Annotated in this window: 15 protein-coding genes; 2 read left to right on the top strand and 13 right to left on the bottom strand. The window is 42.4% G+C overall.

The features are described from left to right. Positions 1-6: 6 nt before the first annotated feature. Together LH29_RS02375 and LH29_RS02370 are read right to left on the bottom strand one after the other, a co-directional pair. Entirely contained in the window at positions 7-1,347 is a 1,341-nt protein-coding gene (locus LH29_RS02375) for a Gfo/Idh/MocA family protein (protein WP_045025938.1), read from the bottom strand. Between the two features lie 11 nt (positions 1,348-1,358). Further along, the gene (locus LH29_RS02370; RefSeq protein WP_045025937.1) at positions 1,359-2,882 is read right to left on the bottom strand and encodes an SUMF1/EgtB/PvdO family nonheme iron enzyme; all 1,524 of its coding nucleotides are present in this window, start codon (positions 2,880-2,882) and stop codon (positions 1,359-1,361) included. 263 nt (positions 2,883-3,145) lie between these two features. Here LH29_RS02370 and LH29_RS02365 point away from each other — a divergent pair, with 263 nt between their 5' ends. Continuing rightward, positions 3,146-5,638, top strand: a complete 2,493-nt coding sequence (locus LH29_RS02365; RefSeq protein WP_198152327.1) for a LamG-like jellyroll fold domain-containing protein — start codon at positions 3,146-3,148, stop codon at positions 5,636-5,638. Positions 5,639-5,647: 9 nt separating this feature from the next. Here the strand turns inward: LH29_RS02365 and LH29_RS02360 are convergent, their stop codons facing one another. Beyond that, positions 5,648-7,042 (bottom strand): tryptophanase, encoded by a 1,395-nt coding sequence (locus LH29_RS02360; RefSeq protein WP_045025935.1) that lies wholly within the window; start codon positions 7,040-7,042, stop codon positions 5,648-5,650. 329 nt (positions 7,043-7,371) lie between these two features. Between LH29_RS02360 and LH29_RS02355 the strand changes: the two genes are divergently transcribed. Further along, entirely contained in the window at positions 7,372-8,139 is a 768-nt protein-coding gene (locus tag LH29_RS02355; protein ID WP_045025934.1) for an HAD family hydrolase, read from the top strand. A gap of 150 nt (positions 8,140-8,289) precedes the next feature. Here the strand turns inward: LH29_RS02355 and folK are convergent, their stop codons facing one another. The 10 genes from folK to LH29_RS02305 form a co-directional block, all read right to left on the bottom strand. Next, positions 8,290-8,673 (bottom strand): 2-amino-4-hydroxy-6-hydroxymethyldihydropteridine diphosphokinase, encoded by a 384-nt coding sequence (gene folK, locus LH29_RS02350; protein ID WP_045025933.1) that lies wholly within the window; start codon positions 8,671-8,673, stop codon positions 8,290-8,292. Further along, the gene (locus LH29_RS02345; RefSeq protein WP_045025932.1) at positions 8,670-9,023 is read right to left on the bottom strand and encodes a dihydroneopterin aldolase; all 354 of its coding nucleotides are present in this window, start codon (positions 9,021-9,023) and stop codon (positions 8,670-8,672) included. The genes folK and LH29_RS02345 overlap by 4 nt, the downstream gene beginning before the upstream one ends. A gap of 2 nt (positions 9,024-9,025) precedes the next feature. Then, on the bottom strand, positions 9,026-9,754 hold the full coding sequence (locus LH29_RS02340) for an SDR family NAD(P)-dependent oxidoreductase (RefSeq protein WP_045025931.1): 729 nt from the start codon (positions 9,752-9,754) through the stop codon (positions 9,026-9,028). Positions 9,755-10,142: 388 nt separating this feature from the next. Beyond that, positions 10,143-10,754: a riboflavin synthase gene (locus LH29_RS02335; protein ID WP_045025930.1), complete on the bottom strand. Its 612-nt coding sequence runs from the start codon at positions 10,752-10,754 to the stop codon at positions 10,143-10,145. A 92-nt stretch (positions 10,755-10,846) separates the two neighbouring features. Then, entirely contained in the window at positions 10,847-12,319 is a 1,473-nt protein-coding gene (cysS, locus tag LH29_RS02330) for a cysteine--tRNA ligase (RefSeq protein ID WP_045025929.1), read from the bottom strand. 206 nt (positions 12,320-12,525) lie between these two features. Continuing rightward, a complete protein-coding gene (locus tag LH29_RS02325; protein WP_045025928.1) occupies positions 12,526-13,182 on the bottom strand; it encodes a lipoprotein signal peptidase in 657 nt (218 codons plus the stop codon). Positions 13,183-13,267: 85 nt separating this feature from the next. Beyond that, positions 13,268-13,642 (bottom strand): TraR/DksA family transcriptional regulator, encoded by a 375-nt coding sequence (locus tag LH29_RS02320; RefSeq protein WP_045025927.1) that lies wholly within the window; start codon positions 13,640-13,642, stop codon positions 13,268-13,270. Between the two features lie 89 nt (positions 13,643-13,731). Further along, positions 13,732-17,169 (bottom strand): isoleucine--tRNA ligase, encoded by a 3,438-nt coding sequence (gene ileS / locus LH29_RS02315; protein WP_045025926.1) that lies wholly within the window; start codon positions 17,167-17,169, stop codon positions 13,732-13,734. Positions 17,170-17,690: 521 nt separating this feature from the next. Next, the gene (locus tag LH29_RS02310; protein ID WP_045025925.1) at positions 17,691-18,005 is read right to left on the bottom strand and encodes an isoamylase early set domain-containing protein; all 315 of its coding nucleotides are present in this window, start codon (positions 18,003-18,005) and stop codon (positions 17,691-17,693) included. A gap of 385 nt (positions 18,006-18,390) precedes the next feature. After that, entirely contained in the window at positions 18,391-19,200 is an 810-nt protein-coding gene (locus LH29_RS02305; protein WP_045025924.1) for a BtpA/SgcQ family protein, read from the bottom strand. Positions 19,201-19,241 lie beyond the last annotated feature (41 nt).

Raw genomic sequence — 19,241 nt, 5'->3', positions numbered from 1 at the left:
CTGTTTTTATGCTTTATGTTGAGTTCCCTGTTTTGGTATTGGAAATTCCATGTCAACCGGGCCCATTTCGTACGTTCCCGGTCCCAGCTTTTCGTTCGAAGTCATCATATCTTCCCAGGTTACTTTTTGCCCGGTATAAGCAGCGGTTCGTCCCATAATCGCCGTTAATGTAGACTCGGCTGTACGGTGTGCCTCCACAACCGGTTTGTTGGTGCGGATTGCAGTTACCAGGTGAATATGTTCCTGCACGTAAGGCGAAACCGCTACAACTCCGGTAGAACGGCCATCCTTATTTTTTGGATATTCGTAAGTCCATTTCACCGAACCATCGTGGTTGAAGACCGTGTTTTTACAATTCGTGTAACCTTCGGTTCCCATAATCACTTCGCCAAGTTGGTTAGCACAACCATCGATCTGACGCGAAAAACTGTGCGACGAAATTCCATTTCCAAAGTCAAAATCAATACTAAAGAAATCGTACTGATCACCGGTTAACCTGCGGTGACGTCCACCAAAACCAATTGCTGATTCGGGTGTTTTTCCCATAAACCAGTTTACAATATCGATGTTGTGAACATGGGTATCCAAAATATGATCGCCACCCAACCAACAGAAGCTGTTCCAGTTACGCAGCATGTATTCCATATCGCTCCAACCTTCTTCGCGGGTACGGAACCAAACATGCGACTGCAGCCAGTAAGCTTTTGCAGCCACCAAATCGCCGATAGCTCCTGATGCCACCTGGCGGTAAGTCTCCAGGTAATCGCGGCTGTGGCGACGTTGTGTTCCGGTAATTACCGACAAGCCCATGTTCTCCGCTTTTTTTGAGGTAGCCATTATCTGGCGTGCTCCTACCGGATCAACACAAACAGGTTTTTCAAGAAATACATGTTTTTTTGCCTGCACCGCAGCATCAAAATGCATAGGGCGGAAATGCGGAGGTGTAGCCAAAATTACCACATCCAAATCCACATCCAGCAAACTTTTATAAGCATCGAATCCCCAGAAACAGTTTGCTTCAGGTACTTCAACGCGTTGTTTTAACAATTTATCGCGGCAATCCCATACTTTATCTTCAAAAACATCGGCCAGTGCTACCAGGTGCAACCCGTGCCCTGCTGCCAAAAAGTTCAACGCAGCGCCGGTTCCCCTGTTTCCACAGCCTACCAATCCTACTTTCAACTCCTTTCCATCGGGAGCCTGATCAAGCAGCGGGGGAAATTCATAATCAACCTCTTTTGTTGTGTTCTTACAAGAACTCAGTGCATTTAAACCAATTACTCCGGCAGCACCGATTAATGCTGATTTCTCCAGAAAATTCCTGCGTGATAGTTGATCTTTACTCATTGTATTTTGTTTTAATTTTTTTCTGTTGTAAACATTTCTTCATTGTACTCGCAAACCACTCTGAAACCAACACTTTTGGTATCAGAATACCACCAAATACTTTTTGGGATTTGCGGATCGGTTACTAACCATGCATCGGTTTTTGTAAAGTCGCGGGCAGCCACACGCAAGTCTTTTGGCGAGTTGCGGAACGAACCTCCCCGAACCACGTGTTCCATTCCGTTTCGTGGGCCTCTCGGATTTTTCACCACACCTTTCGGGTATTTACCATACACCTGCGGATCGTAATAATCGAGGCAAAATTCAGCCACATTACCCAACATATTTTTCAACCCAAAAGGATTGGCCTCAACGGCATCGGGCTGTTGAGTTTTATTTGGACTGTTCAAGTGCGAAATCACATACTGGTTGATCACTTCTTTATTGCTGCCAAATAATTTTTTGATAAAACCATCAGCTTCAAAATCTTTAGGCGATCCTTCGAAGAAATAGGGCATTTGTGTTCCTCCGCGCGCTGCATATTCCCACTCTGCTTCGGTTGGCAAACGGTATTTTCTTCCGGTTTCCTGAGTCAGCCACCTACAATAAGTTTCGGCAGCGTGATGACTCATAGTAATTGCCGGACGTGTTCCTTTTCCCCAGCCCTGATCCGGAGCTCCCCATGGTGGTGTAGCACCCGAAACGCCATCGGTTTCTTCATCAACTTCCACAGCTTCTTTCCGCCCCTGCGAGCCGGTAGCCGTAAAAAAGGCCAGGTACTCATCCCATGATACTTCTATCTCTGCCATCCAGAAATTACTTACTTCCACATCGCGAACCGGTCCTTCATCCCTTTCGCGGTATGGCTCATCAGCCGGGCTTCCCATTTTAAACTGACCACCTGGGATGGCAATCATTTTAAACGATACCGCTGTTCCCGGTATCTGTTCTTCAAATGTTTCAAAAGCTTTTACTTTTGCAGGCTCAGTATAGATTTGTGTCGGATCCACCGTTTCTTCCAATCCAGCCAGCAGGTTGGGTTCTCCACGGTAATGTCCAACATCATGATGGCACTGCATACACGAGTTATTCTCCGGATCGCGAATATATTTTATATGTTGCAAAGATCCCTGCTCATTCAGCGTTGAGGGAAACATGTTTGTATGGCATTTCAAACATCCATCTTCGTAAACGAAATGTTTTGAGGCTTCAACCGATCGTTTAGCCGCCCAATCAATTTGTTCAATATCCATTGTCAGGTAAGCGTACAAATCATGAAATCCATGATAAGCTTTACGGGTTAAAAAACGAGCCGTTTGATCTTCCGGTGGTAAGTGGCAGTCAACACATTTTACAGAAACGCCACTGGGGGTATTATGATGAACTGATAGTTTCCAGCTGGTTTCAGCATGTGGGTGCACATGACATGAATTACAAAAATCATTTGTTGAAGTATAGTCAACTGTTTTATCAAATAACAGCAAAAAGAGTATTACACTCAGTCCTCCCGCAACAAAAAGCATGTAGTGTTTGCGTTTAATTGTCTTATCAGTCATTCGTCGTCAATTTGAACCGCAATTATACACGCGCGTAATTAGCTGCTTCTTAATATTTGTGCTAAATGTGTCTTAACGACCTCTTAATTTAATCTTAATTTTTTCGATAACATATTGATTAAAAAGCATTTTGAGAAACTTAATTTTTAATGAAAAAATATCAGTTTACGTATATTTTAATATATTTGGGCTGAAAATAATATCAAATTAAGGACATTATCATTCCAATCAGAAGAACATACAGGATGCCGAACAAGATAATTTTGAAGCTATTCTTATGGCTTTTTGCCGGAATTGCCTTTTGTTTACCTGGCAAAGCCAACGATTTTGCCGACAACTCCTTTTTGATAGGTCAACTAACACCCGCCGAATACCAAAATAACCGACTTCTAAATTTTATAAAAGATAATAACTGGACCGGAATAGAATTAGCCGTTATTTCTGATTCTGTAGGAATACGCCTGCAAAACAGCGCTGTTCCATTTTCCGAAATTCTGGAAAAAATAGAATTGATACTGCAAGAGAAAGAATCGAAGGTAGTACCTGTATTTATTAACTATTCGGGCAATGTACATGTACTCGACTCTGTAATAAACGCAAGCAGTCTTTCCGATCAGATATTCTTTTTACCACAAGGAGAAAAATGGCCCTCGATAGAATATTTGGTACAGGCCAACCGAAGGGTTATATTTTTTGTTGAGGGCGACATCGAAAACGAAAGCCGGATTCTGCACGAAACTTCCGACTATGCGCTTGAGATTGGTGCTAGTCAGATCACACCCAACTCTGCAATTCTGAAAAGGGAAGCGAACATCAATAAGGAACTTTTTAAAATCAGTAATTTCGACCGTTTACCAATCGGTGTTTCCACCTCGCAGGTTAACCGCGACATGTTTCCTGAATACATCAACTTTCTGCTTGAAAGCTGGACAAAATTCGGCAAAAAACCCAATTTCCTTTTTGTTGAAAGAAGCATCTACAATTTTGGATTTATTATCGAACAGCTACATTCTTTTGAGGCCGTAAAAGGACAGGTTCGAACCGTGGGAAAAAACTTTGAGCGTGTTTTCTGGAAAAATGCCGAAACGCTGATCACCGGAGGGAAGTTCAGCTTTCCCATTCGTGGTGGCGAAGAAATGATATTAACCCCGTTTGTTCCGGGTTTTAGTTTAACACCTTCGCAACTTACCATCACTGCCGAAATGGTAAAACCCGAACAGTATTCAATTCTGGCCACTCCGCTCGACCTTAACCGGGGTTTAATGGCCAGTTTTCATTTCGAGAACGAGCTGGCGGATGCAGCGAACCCCGAACGTACCTTTGACGGAAACGGTTTTACGTTTAGCCAGGATATTGACCGTGGAAACGTACTTCGCTTGCCGGAAAATGCCAATGTAAACCTTGGCCATCCCGAGTTATACGGTCTGCCCAACAGTAGTTTTACCATTAGCTGTTTTGTAAAATTTATTGATATTCTGGAGTTTGGAGATAATGCGATTTTAGGAAATGATGAAACAGGATACAGAAGAGGACTTCACCTGGTGCTGCGCTCAGGGCATCCTTATTTCGGACTATGGGCCAACGATTTTATGTCGGACGAACTACTGGAAACCAACAAGTGGTACCACCTTACCTGGCGCTATATTTTAGAAACCGGCCAACAAGCCATTTTTGTGAATGGACTGTATGTTGGTGGTTCCGATGGCCATCCACCCTACTCCGGTACCAACGATATTTTTATTGGCAGTGCCCTTTCAGGCGGAGCCAGTCTTAGAGGGTACATCGACAACCTGTATATCTGGAACCGTCCGTTGGGTAATGAAGAAATTAGCCGGCTGGCACTCGATGAAGAAATTACTTACCAAACAACGGAAGCCCCGGGCACCTTACTTTCAACCAAAACAATTGTTGCCATTCTGGGATCAATCACCTTTGTTTTCCTGGTGTTGATTTTTGTTTTGCTCCGAAAAATGAATGCACGAAAACATTCGATACTAGTCAATAAACCTGAAACACCAACAAAAAACCAGATTCAGCTTTTTGGCGAATTCAAGGCGATTAACAACAAAAACGAAGATGTTACCGATCTATTCACTCCAAAAGTTCGGGAGTTGTTTATTTTCACGCTGATCCACACTATGAAGAATGGAATTGGTGCGCCTATTCCCGATGTTAACGAAACGCTGTGGTACGGAATTGAGGACAAAAAGGTGGCTAACAACCGCGCAGTTACACTGAATAAATTGCGAAAGATTCTGGTTCATTTCAACAAAATAGAAATTACCTCTCAGAATGGTTATCTGAATTTAAATCTTTCGGAAGACTTTTTCTGCGATTACGTGGAGGCTTTTCAACTTTGTAAAATTCCTGATGGCATGTCGCGGCAGCAGTTGCAGTTGTTTTTCCATTTGGTTAAAAAAGGCCGGCTCTTAAAAGGAGTGGACTGGCCATGGCTCGACGAAGTGAGAGGATTTACCGGCAACCAGGTAATTGACAATTTGTTAAAGCTGGCTTCCGATTATAAAAAAGAGAATAAACCAAAAGAAGTTGAAAAGGTATCGCAACGTATTTTGGATTACGACGACCTGAACGAAGAAGCGCTTTACCTGCAAATATGGGCTTTACAAAAAGCAAATAATACGCATTTAGCCAAGTTCAATTTCGAGTCGTTTCGTTCAAAATATGAAAAAACAATGGGTGAATCCTATGCCTTAAGCTTTAAAGAATTCACCCATCACTACGCCGATCAATTATAACAAACCGGCTTATTTTTTACGCCCCTTTTCGGCATGCTCCAGCTCTACTGAGAAATGGCGCATAATTGGCGCTTCCTTTTTAATGCGGTAACCGTGATCAATCTCTTCCCTTCGGTCGAAGATATTTTTCAGCGCCACCGCCACTACATCCATGTGGTTGTTGGTGTAGGTGCGGCGCGGAATTGCCAAACGTAACATTTCCAGTTTCGGATAACGGTTTTCACGCGTTTTGGGATCACGGTCGGCCAGCAATGTTCCTACTTCTACCCCACGAACTCCTGCCTCAAGATACAATTCGATGGCCAGTGTTTGCGCGATGTACTCCTCTTTAGGAACGTGCCCTAAAAACTTTTTGGCATCAACAAAAACAGCATGTCCGCCAATGGGTTTCTGCACCGGAATTCCCCACTCAATCAATTTGTTGCCCAAATATGCCACCTGCTGAATCCGGTTTTCAAGGTAATACCCTGTTGTAACCTCGTCCAGTCCAACAGCAAGGGCATTCATATCACGTCCGGCCATTCCGCCATAGGTATTAAAACCCTCGAACATGATATTAAAAACTGACGCTTGTTTTAACAGCTCTTCGTCTTTCATGGCAATAAAACCACCAATATTTACAATGCCGTCCTTTTTACTGCTCATGGTCATGGCGTCAGCATATGAAAACATTTCAGCCACAATTTCCTTGATCGTGCTGTTGCGGTATTCATCTTCACGTTGCTGAATAAACCAGGCATTTTCGGCAAAACGAGCCGAATCGAACACCACTTTTATTCCATATTTTTTCGACAGCGTATGCACATCGCGTAAGTTTTGCATCGACACCGGCTGCCCGCCTGAAGTGTTGCAGGTTAGCGTGACAATAACCATAGGAATTTGCTCTGCCGGGTGTGTTGAATAAACGGCTTCCAGCTTGTTTAAATCCAGATTTCCCTTAAACGGATGCAATGATTCAGTATCAAAAGCCTCGTCGATCGTGCAATCAACAGCCGATGCTTTCCGGTATTCAATGTGGCCTTTTGTGGTATCAAAATGACTGTTTCCGGGCACTACATCATCTTCTTTTACCAGCACCGAAAACAAGACATTTTCGGCAGCGCGCCCCTGATGAGTTGGCAAAAAGTAATCAAAACCAAGAATGTTTTTTATTGCATCTTTTAAATGATAATACGACGATGATCCGGCATAACTTTCGTCGCCGGTCATAATTGCGGCCCACTGATTTTGGCTCATGGCACCGGTTCCACTGTCGGTCAACAGGTCGATAAAAACCTGCTCGCTTCGTAAATTAAAAAGGTTGTAGTTTGCTTGTTTTATCCACTCTTTGCGCTGTTCACGCGTACTTTTATAGATGGGTTCCACCATCTTGATTTTATATGATTCTGCAAATGGTAATTCCATAATTCATAATTGAATGAAAGATTATAGCCTCGCTGCTGCCAGACAAAATACTTTCGTGTTACTAAAAAAAATTGATTAGCCGGAGCTTTCCCGGCACGCGAATGAATTACAGAATAGCGTAAGCGTCCCTGTTTTTGATATTCAGGAAACTTCGGTTGTGGAGGTAGATAGCCATTAAAAATTTAATCATGACTTTTAATTTTACTACGCTACAAATTTAACGCGCTTAAATCAATTTGCAACACGATAAATATCAGTTTTACGCAATTTTAAATCCTCTTCCGCAATAAATGCCTAATTTTGTGGCAAATAAGAAAAAGGAATAGAAAATGGGAAACTTAGCATTTGAAGCAGTTATTTTCGATATGGACGGAGTAATTACCAAAACCGCCATAACGCACGCCGCAGCATGGAAGAAAATGTTTGACGAATACCTGCAAAAACACGCTGAAGAAACAGGAGAAACTTTTAATGAATTTACACAAAGCGATTACCTGGCTTTTGTTGATGGAAAACCACGTTACAAAGGAGTGGCTTCGTTTTTAGAGTCGCGTAATATTAGCATCGAGTTTGGCGATCCTTCCGATGCTCCGGGTATGGAAACGATTTGTGGGCTAGGCAACCGCAAAAACGAAGCTTTTAACGAAGTCATTGACCGTGATGGCGTTGAGGTTTACGAATCGACAGCACAAATGCTAAACGACCTTAAAGAAGCAGGTATAAAACTGGGAGTGGCATCGTCGAGCAAAAACTGTGCGCCGGTTTTGGAGGCTGTTGACATGCTAAAAATGTTTGGTGCCCGCGTTGACGGCGTAGTTTCGGCAGAGCTGGGTTTACACGGCAAGCCGGAACCGGATATTTTTACCACTGCCTGCGATATGCTGAAATCCACTCCTGCAAAAGCCATTGTTGTTGAAGATGCTGTTTCAGGTGTTCAGGCCGGAGCAAAAGGAGAATTTGGCTTAACACTGGGTATTGCCCGCGAAAACAACGAGAAGGAATTAGCTGAAGGCGGTGCCGATTTTGTGGTTACCGACCTTGAAGAAGTTGGCGGAATTTCAGGTTTAAACGAACTGTTTTTAAAGAATAAAAAATAATAGAAGACGGATTTATTTTACCCCTAAATCCCCTAAAGGGGACTTGCCCTGCTCCCCGTTAGGGGTCGGGGGTAAAATAAAAAGAATGGTTAATTAACCAACATTGGTATAGGAGGTCAAATCATTAAATATAGAACCGGTGGTTTGACCTTACTTTTTTGCTACTCCACCCAGCTCCTCCACACTATTTCTCAGAAAGTCGCGCGTGTAATAATCTTCATCAACTACCTCGCCGTTCCATACGGCAATATCCAGATCGATACAACGTGGTCCGAATTTTGGCCCCGTCCGGTCGCGCCCCATCCGGTCTTCAATTTGTTTAAGTAACTTTTTCAGTTCAGGCTCAGTCAAACGTGTGCAAACCTTTACCGCTCCGTTAGTAAAATCGGCCTGGTACTTAATTCCAATCGGTTTGGTTTTTATCATTGAAGAAACTTCAAGCACCGTAACCTCCTCATTCAGGATTTCAATCATTTTGGCAATATTCTCATCTGGGTTTATGTTTGAGCCTATGCCGATAATTACAATGTTCATCGACTGGCCTCCATTTCCATCGATACCGATTCAGCAAAACGCAAAGCATGTGGCTTATCCACTTCAACACGAGCCCACTTGACTTTTTCATCCTCCATTATCGTGTCGAGAATACGTTTGGTGAGCACTTCCAGTAATTTAAAGCGCCCCTCCTGAACCAATGTAATTATTTTTTTGGTGATCACTTTATAGTTGAAAATGTCTTCGGGCTCGTCTGATTCGAGGGCCGATTCAGGAATATCAGTTTCAATCTCAAGGTTGATCACTACATCCTGTTTATTCACCAATTCATCGGGATTAAATCCGATGTAGGTTCTGATTAGCAAATCTTTTACGCGTATTTTAGCCATATTTAAAGGTTTTTTCCAAGGTTTTCTCCGCCGTCGGCAAACAGCAATTGCCCGGTGAGATGATCATTTTCCAAAATATAATCCAAACTTTTCAAAATCGGCTCCACTCCTCCCGGTTTTTTCATCGGAATACCCTGCGCCAGCTTTTCCAGGTAATCCTCATCCTCGTCTTCAGGAGGCAAGGTAACACCGGGTGCAATAGCATTTATCCTGATATCGGGAGCAAATTCCAAGGCCGCCATTTTTGTGAGTTCCCAAAGTGCTTTTTTCGAGATGGAATAAGCCGCAAAGTTTGAAGCATTTGAGGTTATTCGCGTATCTACAAAATTAATGATGTTGCCTGATTTGAAATAATTGGCAAAGTCACGGATAAGAAAAAACGGAGCTTTTAGGTTGACATCCAGCTGTGAATCAAAAAGCTCAACTGAGGTGCCTTTCAGGTAGCCACGATCGAATACAGAAGCATTATTTACCAACAAATCAACTTTGATGTTTCGGGCAGCCAGTTTGGGTATCAATGCCACTACCTTATCTGTTTCCGCAAGGTTGGCTTGTACTGCCCTGAATTCCTGATCTGGATATTTTTTCTCAAGTTCTTCAACCAGCTCATTGGCTCCTTTTGCCGAAGAATTGTAGTGCAGCACAACATTCCAGCCTTTTTCGGCCAGATGTTCTGTTAACGATCGGCCGATACGTTTTGATGCTCCGGTTATTAATGCTGTTCGATTCATACGATTAAAACTGTTTATTTTTAAGGTATCGTATGTAACTCGCACATCTAATCATTATCACAGAGGAGAATGTTTACGTGCTCGTTTCATTCTGAAAAGTTAGTTATTTTTTCTAATAAGAACAGGATGGCCAGACTTATGTTCACAAAAATACAAACGTGATTTCCGTGAACAACCAACAGAAGTGGAAGGTTATATATAACTTTTCACGCAAAGAAATGAAGAAGTGCAAAGTTCGCAAAGATGATATAAGTATTAAACACGACTTTGTATACTTTGCGATATTCTTAGCGTTCTCTGCGTGAAATCTTTTCTTTATGAGGCGAAGAAAATTGAAACAAAAAAAGGCCCGCAAAACGGACCCTATTAAAAACACTATGTGGTTTTTCTATTTGCTGTACGAATTCAATTTACTCAGGTATTTTCCAATAATGTCAAACTCAAGGTTAATTACCGATCCCACTTCAAAAGTGTGGAAATTGGTAACTTCCTGCGTGAAAGGAATAATAGCCACCTGGAAAGAATTATCTTTTGAGTTTACCACGGTAAGACTGACACCATTAACTGTTACCGAGCCTTTTTCAACGGTCATATAACCTTGTTTAGCTTTATCCAGATCAAACTCGTATTCAAAAGTGTAATACCAGCTTCCGTCGGCCTCTTCAATTTTTACACACTTTGCAGTCTGGTCAACGTGCCCCTGAACAATGTGCCCATCCAATCGGCCATTCATCATCATACTGCGTTCCAGATTCACTTTCGACCCTACTTCCAGCAAGCCAAGATTCGACTTAAGCAGCGTTTCTTTAATCGCAGTAACTTTGTATTTCTTTTCAGCTTTATCCACCCAAACAACGGTTAAACAAACGCCGTTGTGCGATAAACTCTGGTCAACTTTCAGCTCGTCGGCAAACGAACAGGTTAAGGTAAAATGCACATTCTCCTGCTCTTTTTCAACGGCAACTACAGTTCCGTATTCTTCAACTATTCCTGAAAACATAGCTTTATATTTTGATTTGCGAATTTCGATTAACGATTTTTGACTTCAGATCTTCCTTTATCAATCGTTAATCCACATTCATCATTCTACAATTATTTTACACTCCACTCTACACCATCTTTGGTGTCTTTTAACTCAATGCCAATGGCATTTAATTCGTCGCGAATTTTATCGGCAGTTCCCCAATCTTTATTGGCTTTTGCATCCTTTCGCAGGTTTATGAGCAATTCAACAGCACCACCCAATACTTCGTTGTTTCCGCTTCCTGTTTCACCTTCTTCTTTTAAACCAAGAATATCGAAAACCACTGCATTGTAAAAGGCTTTCAGATCTTCAAGATCAGCTGCAGAAATTTTCTCCGTACCGGCTTTAATCGAGTTGATCATTTTTACCCCGTCAAAAAGATGCGCAATAGCAATCGGGCTGTTTAAATCGTCACTTAAGGCAGCGAAACATTTCTCCTTCAATGGTGCTACATCAACTGTAGAAGTATCAGCAGAAGTTAATTCGCCAAGGGTCTTCATAGCAGCCATCAAACGCTCCAAACCTTTTTCTGAGGCCTGTAACGCTTCATTTGAGAAATCGATGGTGCTGCGATAATGCGCCTGCAAAATGAAGAAGCGGATGGTCATTGGCGAATAAGACTGCTCCAGAATTTCGTGCGTACCGGTAAACAACTCATCCAAAGTAATAAAGTTACCCAGCGAGCGCGCCATTTTCTGCCCGTTAATGGTGATCATGTTATTGTGCATCCAGTAACGCACCGATTCCTGCCCGCGGCAAGCTGTATTTTGTGCAATCTCACATTCGTGGTGAGGGAATGTCAAATCCATTCCGCCACCGTGAATATCAAACTGTTCGCCCAAATATTTTGTGCTCATTGCCGAACATTCGAGGTGCCATCCCGGGAAACCATCGCTCCATGGCGAAGGCCAGCGCATAATGTGCTCGGGTGCCGCTTTTTTCCACAAGGCAAAATCAAAAGAGTTTTTCTTTTCATCCTGCCCGTCAAGTTTGCGGGTGTTGGTTTTTATGTCATCCAGATTACGGCCGGAAAGTTTTCCGTACTTGTAATCGTTGTTGTATTTATCTACATCGAAATAAACCGAGCCATTGGCTTCGTAGGCATACCCGTTTTTCAGAATACCCTCAATCACCTGAATTTGCTCAATGATATGACCCGACGCACGTGGCTCAATGCTCGGACGTGTAACGTTCAGATCGTCCATATTCCGATGAAAAGTGTTCATGTATTTCTGAACCACTTCCATTGGCTCCAGCTGCTCCAAACGCGCTTTTTTGGCAATACGGTCTTCGCCAACACCTTCCACCTCATCTTCAAGGTGACCAACATCGGTAATGTTGCGCACGTAACGAACTTTGTTTCCGAGAAAAGTAAGGTATCGGTACAACAAATCGAAAGTAATAAACGGGCGGGCGTGCCCAAGGTGCGAGTTGCTGTAAACTGTTGGCCCGCATACGTACAAACCAACACGACCTTCAACAAGTGGCTTAAACGCTACCTTTTTTCGGCTCAGCGTATTATAAATGTATAGTTGATTCATATGATTAAAATTGTTCGTTTTCAGCGGTATCATATGTAACTCGCTGCTTAATGGCTTCCATTAATTCCATGTAGTTCTCTGCTCGTTTCATAATTTTTCTGAAATCGTATGATTTTGCAAAGGTAAAACAAAATGAGTGATTTTGTGACTGTTACCAAGTCCCTCTGCATAAAGGTAAACCGTAATTAACCTGCGGTTCTGAATACCTAAGCTGTTTGCTCAGCTTCCACCTCTTCGCTATCGCTTTTGCTTTCTTCCAGTTTATTAAAATACTTGCGGTAGAAAAGCAAAATTGAAAAGATACCTACTGTAATTGCCGAATCGGCGATATTAAAAACAGGACGGAAAAAGATAAACGGATTTCCTCCAATTCTTGGTATCCACTCGGGATAGCGACCTTCAAGCAGCGGGAAATAAAACATATCAACCACTCTTCCGTGCAGGAAGCTGGAATAACCGCCTTCAGCAGGAAACAATGTAGCCACCTGTCCGTAGCTGTGGTTAAATATCATTCCGTAAAAAAGACTGTCGATGATATTCCCGATGGCACCGGCAAAAATCAGTGCAATACAAGCTACAAAACCAAAAGGCACATCTTTTTGTCTGGCCAGTTTAAACAGGTACCAACCAATGGCAATTACCGCAACAATACGGAAAACACTCAGGAACATTTTTCCATATTCGCCGGCAAACTCAAAACCAAAAGCCATACCGTTATTTTCCACAAAATGAAGGATAAACCAATCTTTAAACACCACAATCTCATCACCGATCGACAGGTTGGTTTTTATCCAGAATTTCAGAACCTGATCGACAACTAAAATGGAGAATATAATTATCAGTGATTTTACGGAACGCGACATATACTAACCCTTTATAACAGAAATGCTCTTCGAAAATTCTAATCAGTATTTTCGAAGAGCAATTCCAATTCGTTTCTTTTACTTATTATTTTCCTTGTTTCGCATCAATACTAAGTGTTGCATGAGGAACTGCACGCAATCTTTCTTTAGCTATTAACTTGCCGGTCTCGCGACAAACGCCATAAGTTTTATTTTCGATACGAATAAGAGCAGCTTGTAAGTGCTGAATAAATTTTAACTGACGCTGAGCTAATTTTCCAGCTTCCTCTTTAGAAAGTGTAGCTGCGCCCTCTTCCAATACTTTAAACGTTGGCGAGGTATCAGAAATATCATTACCATCGCTTTGAGTGATTGAATTCTTGTACATTGTGTAATCTTCCTGCGCTTTTTCAAGCTTATCAAGAATGATCTTTTTGAATTCCATCAACTCTTCATCCGAATATCTGTTTTTGTCTCCCATAATTCGTGGGTTTTAAGTTCCTCTTTTTTTTCAACAAGGCCCTAAAGTAATAAAAAAGTCCATCATTTGCTGTCCTTGTTAACAAATATTTAGCTAACCTTTTTTATCTCAATTTTGGCGACTACCTCTTTGTCAATCTCCACCTCGGTGGCCCCTGTCAAATTAGCACTATCAACCAATTCAAGAACGTCGGCAAGAGTCTGTGTACAAATGTATTCTTTGTGGTTTTCAACCGCTACATTATACTCTTCGTGTTTTGCAATACGCAACTTAATCCGATCGGTTACCTCAAAATCATTATCCTTTCGTAAGTTCTGTATTTTGTTGATAAATTCACGGGCAATTCCCTCTTGTTTCAGCTCTTCCGACACATTGATATCCAAAGCGATAGTCATTTGTCCTTCGGTGGCCACTGTCCATCCCGGAATATCTTCGGTTTGAATTTCAACGTCGTCCAACGAAAGCATAACTTTTTCTTCTCCCACTGTCAACTCATATTCTCCGGTACTTTCAAAAGCCGAAATGGCATTCTGATCCAGCTGATTTACCGCTCCGGCAATTTGTTTCATCATTTTACCGTATTTCGGACCGAGTGCCTTAAAGTTCGGCTTGATCTTCTTTTTGATCACCCCTGCCGTATCGGTTAAGAACTCAACTTCTTTAACGTTTACTTCTGCCAGAATGATATTTGAAACCGCCTCGAATTGCTCTTTAAAGTGCGGATTTAATACCGGTACCATAATTTTAGCGAGTGGTTGGCGTACTTTCAGCTTTTCTTTTCGGCGTAGTGCCAAAATCATTGAAGAAGCTTTTTGCGCAATGGCCATTTTTTCTTCCAGGTCTTTGTCGATCAGTTCTTCCGCAAAAGCAGGAAAATCAACCAGGTGCACGCTCTGATCTTCGGCTTTTCCGGTAGCTTTATTCAGATCGTTGTATAGCAGGTCGGCATAAAACGGCGCAATTGGCGACATTAATTTCGACACCACCTCCAAACAAGTATAAAGCGTTTGATAAGCCGAAATTTTATCGGTAGAATATTCGCCACCCCAGTAACGTTTACGGCTTAAACGTACGAACCAGTTACTCAGGTTTTCGCTTACAAACTCCGAAATAGCACGGCCTGCACGTGTTGGCTCGTAATTTTCGTAGCTGTCGCCCACTTCTTTAATCAGTGAGTTCAGCAACGAAATAATCCAGCGATCGATCTCCGGACGTTGCGCTACAGGAATTTCTTCTTCAGCATAAGTAAAACCATCAACATTGGCGTACAATGCGAAGAAATTGTAGGTATTGTATAATGTTCCGAAGAACTTACGTTTTACTTCCTCAACACCTTCGATATCAAATTTCAGGTTATCCCACGGCTGCGCATTGGTAATCATGTACCAGCGCAACGGATCGGAACCGTATTTATCGATGGTTTCGAACGGATCGACAGCATTACCCAGACGTTTCGACATTTTCACGCCGTTTTTGTCCAGTACCAGTCCGTTTGAGATAATATTTTTGAATGCTACCGACTCATCGATCATTGTTGCAATGGCATGCAACGTGAAGAACCATCCACGTGTCTGGTCAACACCCTCAGCAATAAAATCGGCCGGGAATACATCTTTAAAATTCTCTTTCCACTCGAAAGGATAATGGCGCTGTGCAAAAGGCATCGCACCCGAATCGAACCAAACATCGATAAGGTCGGATTCGCGCTCCATTTTTTGTCCCGACGGTGAAACAAGAATGATATTATCGACATGCGATTTATGCAGGTCGATCTTTTCGTAGTTGGCTTTTTCGTAATCGCCAACTTTAAATTCGGCAAATGGATTTTCCGCCATAAATCCGGCAGCAACCGCTTTGTCGATCTCCGCCATCAATTCTTCCATCGAACCGATACAGATCTCTTCCGAACCATCTTCTGTTCTCCAGATTGGCAGCGGTGTTCCCCAGAAACGCGAGCGGCTAAGGTTCCAGTCAACCAGGTTTTCCAGCCAGTTTCCGAAACGTCCTGTTCCGGTTGATTTTGGTTTCCAGTTGATGGTATTGTTCAGCTCCACCATTTTGTCTTTCACCGCGGTTGATTTTATAAACCACGAATCAAGCGGGTAATACAATACCGGTTTATCAGTTCTCCAGCAGTGCGGATAACTGTGAACATGTTTCTCTATTTTGAAAGCCTTGTTTTGCTGTTTCAGCATTACCGAAATATCGATATCAACAGTTGAAGCATCGTCTTCCAGCTTGTCGTCGTATTCGTTTTTCACCGAACGGCCGGCAAACTCGTGATAGGTTTCGGTATTTACATACTTCTCAACAAACTCCGGATCTAAATCTATAGTTGGGTAAAAACGTCCTTTTCGGTCTACCAAAGCCTGACGTTTTCCTTCAGTATCAATAACGATCAGCGGCGAAATTCCGTGTTGTTTTGCTACGCGGTCGTCATCAGCACCAAAAGTAGGAGCGATATGTACGATTCCGGTACCATCTTCAATAGTTACAAAGTCGCCGGTAATTACTTCGAAAGCTTTTCCTTCGGGTTTTACCCAATCAATCAGCTGTTCGTACTGAACACCTCTTAACTGCTCGCCGGTGTACTCGGCCAGCACTTTGTATGGAATATTTTTATCGCCCGGTTTGTAATCTTCCAGTGACAACTCTGCATTTTTCGAGCTGAAATAAACCGGGAAAAGGTCTTTCGCCAAAATCAATGTTACAGGATCGCCGGTGTACGGATTAAACGACTGAACTTTTACATATTTAATGTTCGGCCCCACACACAGTGCCGTGTTCGATGGTAATGTCCATGGAGTGGTCGTCCACGCCAGGAAATAAAGATCGGCTTCCACTCCTTCGAACAGGAACTCCGACCTTTCGTTTCTCAAGGCTTTAAACTGGGCAATGGCTGTTGTATCTTTTACATCGCGGTAACATCCTGGCTGGTTCAGCTCGTGCGAGCTCAATCCTGTTCCGGCTGCCGGCGAGTAGGGCTGAATGGTGTAGCCTTTGTACAACAAGCCTTTGTTATAAATTTGTTTCAGCAACCACCAAACCGACTCGATATACTGGTTTTCGTAGGTAATATACGGATCGTCCATATTTACCCAATATCCCATTTTACGTGTCAGTTCTTCCCACTCGCGGGTGTATTTCATCACCTCTTTGCGGCAGGCGTCGCTGTATTCTTCAACGGTAATTTTCTTACCTATATCGTCTTTTGTAATGTTCAGCGCTTTTTCAACGCTCAGTTCCACCGGCAAACCATGCGTGTCCCAACCGGCTTTACGGTGCACACGGAAACCTTTCATGGTTTTGTAGCGGCAAAAAATATCTTTTATGGCACGCGCCATCACGTGGTGAATACCCGGCATTCCGTTTGCCGATGGCGGTCCTTCGTAAAATACAAATGTTTCGTGCCCTTCGCGGGTTGAAATACTTTTATGAAAGGTATCGTCTTTCTCCCAACGCGCAAGCACATCCTTGTTTATCTGTGCTAAATCTAACTGCTTATATTCCTGAAATTTATTACTCATAAGAATACCTTATAATCCACTGATTTTAAAAAACATGCAAATATAGAAAAATTTTGATGGGTGGGGGAGGATGAAAGGGCATTATTAAACCAGACTTAAAAGGAGATCTGCTCTGTCTTTCCGGGGGTCTTGACACATGAATATTTTTCACTTGTCATTTTTGTTTTTTCCTCAAGTGATCTTTTTATTTTCCTCAAGTGATAAATTTCTTGCTGTCTTGTGATTAGAATTATCACATCAAGTGATGAAAATTGCTGTCGCCTGAAAAACCAGCTGCATTCAGTGTAAAAACAAGAAAAAGCCGCTTTACCGGGAAAGATAAAGCGGCTTTGTGAAATACCTTTTTGGAAACCCGGATCAGACAGTCCGGACTAATTATTTTGTCAATCTGCAGTGAAGCTAACCTTGCTGCTTTGCATCCCTTTGGGAAATCGGGCGTAACAAAACTCCAAACTTAGTTCTGCGAAAACGATCGTTTCGTCTGGCTACAGATCCCTTTGTTTTTAATTTCTTGATTGCGTTTAATTCAGGTCGAGTACCGAATTAAATTCGCCTTCAACAATACCGGTGGGAGCAGTACTGTCGGCTTCGCTTTCGTTTTCCCAAACCGAATTGTCGATTAAATATTTAAACTGGTAAGCTTTACCGGTTTCAAGATTCAGTGTTTGTGTAAAATCACCGCTTTTCAGTTTTTTCATTGGCTCAACACTTTCGTTCCAGCCATTAAATTCACCCACAATCTTAATTGTATCAGCATCCGGAGCATCTGCTTTTGCTACTCTAAACGATACTTTACACTCAGGTTTACTTTTTAAATATTGTTTTTTTATACTCATAATTCAAAGTTTTTTGTGAAACAGAACAGTTCCCGGCCTTGATTTCAGAGAATGCTATATGAATTGCCATCCGGCGCCTGATGTTAACTCAACAGCCTTCTTTCAATCACCGATCCGGCACGCTCTCCTGAATCGTTCTTGTTTTCAATCTTAAAATTTGTTTTAGTACGAAGTTGGTTTGGAAATGATGTTCTATCAATTTGTTAATCAAATGTATGGCATTAACATTAATTATTAATCAACCAGCAAAAAGAATATTCTGATATTTAACACTTAAATAAAATTAAAATTTTTTAGCATCTTATTGTATTTCAGACGTTTTAGACCACGCCCCGACACCATCATCCTTGCCCCAAACAGACACACACGACTGATTCTAAGCAATTTAATCAAACGAATGTCGATAATTGTTTCGTAAATGCTTCACCCGGCTCATAAACGACTGAACCCTTTCCAATTCCACTTCATTTTGCCAGTTGCCATCGTATTTAAACGATGATCCCACAATAAAGGCATCGGCATACGGCCAGAAACCGGCAATATTTTGCTCCGTTATTCCGGAGCCAATCAGCACCGGCAGCCTAACCGCCTCAACTACAGCCTGCACATCCTTTATCGATGCTTCTTCGCCCGTTGCATTTCCGGTAACAATAACACCGTCGGCTAAAAAGAACCCGGCAGCTTTCGCCATGTCACAAATCGAAATGTCGGCTGAAATGGCATGCGATGAGTGTTTCTTTTTAATATCGGTCCAGATTTTTATGTCGTCGGCACCGATTTGTTTCCGGTAACGCAGAAGTTCTGCAGCATCGCTGTTCATCATTCCCTCATCGGCCAAATGCCCAAATACAAATCCTTCGGCCCGGATAAAATCGAAACCTGCAGCATAGGCCACAGCCAGCGCCTGCTTGTTGGCTCCGGCCAAAATCTGTATTCCCAAAGGAAGCGAAACCTCCTGTCTCAGTTTTGTTGCAATGGCGGTCATTGCAGCCACAATTTCGGGCCCAACTTCGCGATTCAGATAAGGCCGGTCGTGCATGTTCTCGATCATAATGACATCCACACCGCCTTGCTCAAGCTTTTGTGCGTCACTGATAGCGGCTTTAATAATTTCCGGTATAGTAAGGTGGTATTTGGGAGTACCAGGCAAGGCGCTTACATGCACCATCCCGATTATTGATTTGTTGAGTTCCACGCTTTATTATTTTGTTTCCTTAAAGTTAACTGAATTGATGG

It is taken from the genome of Draconibacterium sediminis (assembly GCF_000949475.1).
GTDB lineage: Bacteria > Bacteroidota > Bacteroidia > Bacteroidales > Prolixibacteraceae > Draconibacterium > Draconibacterium sediminis.
Note: the sequence above shows the minus strand (reverse complement) of the source record. Positions and strands in the feature narration are given on the sequence as shown.

Coding starts and splice junctions, on each gene's coding strand:
- LH29_RS02370 (WP_045025937.1), bottom strand. CDS start 2,882: ATGACTGATAAGACAATTAAACGCAAACACTACATGCTTTTTGTTGCG.
- LH29_RS02345 (WP_045025932.1), bottom strand. CDS start 9,023: ATGGCTAAAATACGCGTAAAAGATTTGCTAATCAGAACCTACATCGGA.
- LH29_RS02320 (WP_045025927.1), bottom strand. CDS start 13,642: ATGGGAGACAAAAACAGATATTCGGATGAAGAGTTGATGGAATTCAAA.
- cysS (WP_045025929.1), bottom strand. CDS start 12,319: ATGAATCAACTATACATTTATAATACGCTGAGCCGAAAAAAGGTAGCG.
- LH29_RS02340 (WP_045025931.1), bottom strand. CDS start 9,754: ATGAATCGAACAGCATTAATAACCGGAGCATCAAAACGTATCGGCCGA.
- LH29_RS02335 (WP_045025930.1), bottom strand. CDS start 10,754: ATGTTTTCAGGAATAGTTGAAGAATACGGAACTGTAGTTGCCGTTGAA.
- LH29_RS02310 (WP_045025925.1), bottom strand. CDS start 18,005: ATGAGTATAAAAAAACAATATTTAAAAAGTAAACCTGAGTGTAAAGTA.
- LH29_RS02355 (WP_045025934.1), top strand. CDS start 7,372: ATGGGAAACTTAGCATTTGAAGCAGTTATTTTCGATATGGACGGAGTA.
- folK (WP_045025933.1), bottom strand. CDS start 8,673: ATGAACATTGTAATTATCGGCATAGGCTCAAACATAAACCCAGATGAG.
- LH29_RS02325 (WP_045025928.1), bottom strand. CDS start 13,182: ATGTCGCGTTCCGTAAAATCACTGATAATTATATTCTCCATTTTAGTT.
- LH29_RS02375 (WP_045025938.1), bottom strand. CDS start 1,347: ATGAGTAAAGATCAACTATCACGCAGGAATTTTCTGGAGAAATCAGCA.
- ileS (WP_045025926.1), bottom strand. CDS start 17,169: ATGAGTAATAAATTTCAGGAATATAAGCAGTTAGATTTAGCACAGATA.
- LH29_RS02360 (WP_045025935.1), bottom strand. CDS start 7,042: ATGGAATTACCATTTGCAGAATCATATAAAATCAAGATGGTGGAACCC.